Genomic DNA, 3,074 nt, shown 5'->3' on the forward strand with positions numbered 1-3,074 from the left:
CCTCTGACCGCGAGGTTGGCTCAAGTGCAGGGGATGTCCCTCGCACATGGGACAGCTCTCCGGCCCAAGCGCTGAATACGTACTCCAGCAGCTCTTCCCGCGTCATTCCGATCAGCTCCAGACAGCAGTGTGGCTCGCTTTTCAGTCCAGCCTGCAGAGCTTTCTTCACGTCGTCGGCTGTACCCATATCATCCTTCAGGCTGGGAGCAGCTGTTTCGGCTGCTGCCTGAACAACATCTTCCAGTGAGAGACAGGTCTCCCCCTGCAAGAAACGGTATATGTCCCAAGGCTCCGCTTTGAGCTGCTCCAGCCATGCCGTCCGCTGTTCCGGGTTCAGTACAGGTACAGGCCCCGTCCAACGGGCAGCTGCAGCCGCCGATCTGTCTTCCGTCCCGTCGACGTCTATTTCTACTGCCCACTGACCGTCAGCTACGTTCAGCTTCACTTGCGGCCTTGTCATTGCCTTCATCCTTTCTTTACTACTTTCTTTACCTACTTTCTTTACCTAATCAATCCATACATCATTTTGCAGCGCGATCAGACCGCGCAGCTCATCGTCAGACATTTCGGTCAACCAGTGTTCACCAGAGCCGACAACCTGCTCGGAAAGCGCCCTTTTGCTCTCGATCAATTCATCAATCCGTTCCTCCAGCGTACCTTGGCAAATCAGCTTATGCACCTGCACATTGCGGCTTTGACCGATACGGAAAACCCGGTCTGTCGCCTGATTTTCTACCGCTGGATTCCACCAGCGGTCATAGTGAATGACATGGCTGGCACGCGTCAAATTCAGACCCACGCCACCTGCACGCAGGGAAAGTACAAATATATCCGGGCCTTCTCCCTTTTGAAAGTTGTGAACAATCTCGTCCCGTCTGGTTTTTGTCAGCCCTCCATGCAGAAAATACGGCTCTTCGCCAAAGATTTTGGCCAAACGCGATACCAGCAATTCGCCCATCGACACATATTGGGTGAAAATCAGCGCCGATTCGCCATTTTCGCGAATGGTCTCCACCAATTCCAGTAATCGCTCCATTTTGCCCGAGTTTTCGGTTTTGCCGGTCTCAGCCCGTCCCGGAATGATCAGACCCGGATGGTCACAAATTTGCTTCAGCTTGGTCAGCGAAGACAGGACAAGCCCTTTGCGGGCTATGCCGATCTGTCCATCGAGCGTTCCCATCAATTGATCCACCACGCCGCGATACAAACCTGCCTGCTCCGGTGTCAGCACACAATAGGATTTTAGCTCCAATTTCTCCGGCAGATCCTTACGTATATCCGGATCGCTTTTGAGTCGGCGCAACATAAACGGAGAGACGAGACGGTGCAGCTCACGCAACGCGGACCCGCGTTCCTCCCCCGTGGTACTGTACCGCTGACGAAACGAAGACGCTGTACCGAGATAGCCTGGGTTCAGGAATTGGAAGATAGACCACAGCTCGCTCAACCGATTCTCCACCGGAGTACCCGTCATGGCAATCCGGTGTGGTGCAGACAGCTTCATGACGCTTTGCGCCTGCTTGGTTCGTGCATTTTTTATATATTGCGCCTCATCCAGTACGATGGAGGACCAATAGACCGCAGATAAATCACTGCCGTCCCGGCCTGCCAGATGATAGGTGGTGAGGACGATATCATACTCGCGTACACTTTCTTGAAACAACTCTCCGTGCAGTCGCTGGTTACCGTGATGAATGTACAGCGACAAATCCGGTGAAAACCGCTTCAGCTCCCGCTGCCAGTTGCCGAGCAGGGACGTCGGACAGATGATCAAGGCCGGGCGCTGATCCGCAGCACCAATCCCCCCATCGAGCAGGCAGGTGATAACCTGAATCGTCTTGCCAAGCCCCATGTCGTCGGCCAGGCAGACGCCAAAGCCCAAGCCGCGCATCGCAGCCAGCCACTGGAAGCCGCGCTCCTGATAGGGCCGTAATGCGCCGTGCAGCGTCTCCGGTACTGGTCGCGGCTCCACGGAACGGAGCACGCCGCCCTCAGCCAAAGACGCAAGCAAGCCGACGGATTCCGCGCCGAATATGGACAGGCCTTTCCATGAGGCTTCACCTGCACCTTCATTTTCCGCGGCCAGATGCATCCATTCGGACAAGGTCATTTCGCCGTCTTCCCCGCGCTTGATAAAGCGCAGCACCTGACGGATTTCCTTGGGATCGACCTCGATCCATTCCCCTCCGAGACGTACATACGGCAAATTGGCCGCGACGATGCTTTCCAATTCCTCCATCGTCAAGGTCATATCGCCCAGCACAGCCTCGGCATCAAAGGAAATCATGCGGTTAATGCCGACCGACGACGTATCGGTGATCACACCATCCGGCTTTGCGCCCCGCTCCGTTGAACGCATTTTGAGTCGCAAGCCTGCACGCCTCCGGCCCTCCCGGCTCCAGCGTGAAGGCATTTGCACCGTGATGCCGTTCTTTTGCAGGGCAGGTACAGCTTCCGTCAGGAAGCGGAAGAACATCTCGGGCTCCAGTATGAGCCCCTCGGGATAGGGGCGATTCAACGCTTCCAGCAGTATAGGCGCCGCATCAGCCGCCTGTCCGAGCCGCGTCAACAGCTGTGCTTGCACTTGGTGATACACGATTCCACCGCGAATCAGATCACGTTCAGGATGCGCCCACAGCGTCAGAGCAGGCAGTCGCAATCCCGGCTCTGCATCGCTTTCCACCCAAAAGGTGATGCGCCATTCCTTGACATTCTCCTCCAGGCCAGGCTCCAAACGAAGGCACAAACGCAGCTGCCCTTCGATCGGTTCCTGCGCCTCCCGCTCCGTGACAGGCATCGCGCTTCCCTCAAGAGAGGACGCTTGAAGTACCAGCTCCTCCATTTCGACAGGTGTTCCCTGAATGGTAACCTGACGTGAACCTGTCAGCAGACTGTTCCACCACAGCTCCGCCAGCGGCGATCCTCCGCGCCGATATTCTGCGCGATATCTTCCCAGCTCACGGTCCGAGGCAGCCAGCACGGCAGTTGTTTCTGCATGAACGATCGCGCGCAGAAAGGAATATAGCACGATGCCAGCCGCATCCTCTCGTGTTTCGGGTTCCTTGCCCGCGAAG

General features: G+C 56.5%; 1 protein-coding gene and 1 pseudogene. Both read right to left on the reverse strand.

Features of this window, described 5'->3' with window-relative positions:
* A pseudogene (locus L693_RS0114540) lies at positions 1-460 on the reverse strand (phosphoribosylglycinamide synthetase); the annotation flags it as partial.
* 45 nt (positions 461-505) lie between these two features.
* Positions 506-3,074 (reverse strand): DEAD/DEAH box helicase (locus tag L693_RS0114545; protein ID WP_025717882.1); only part of this gene is annotated, 2,569 nt, incomplete at its 5' end.

Source organism: Paenibacillus sp. 1-18, assembly GCF_000520755.1.
GTDB classification, from domain to species: Bacteria; Bacillota; Bacilli; order Paenibacillales; family Paenibacillaceae; genus Paenibacillus; species Paenibacillus brasilensis.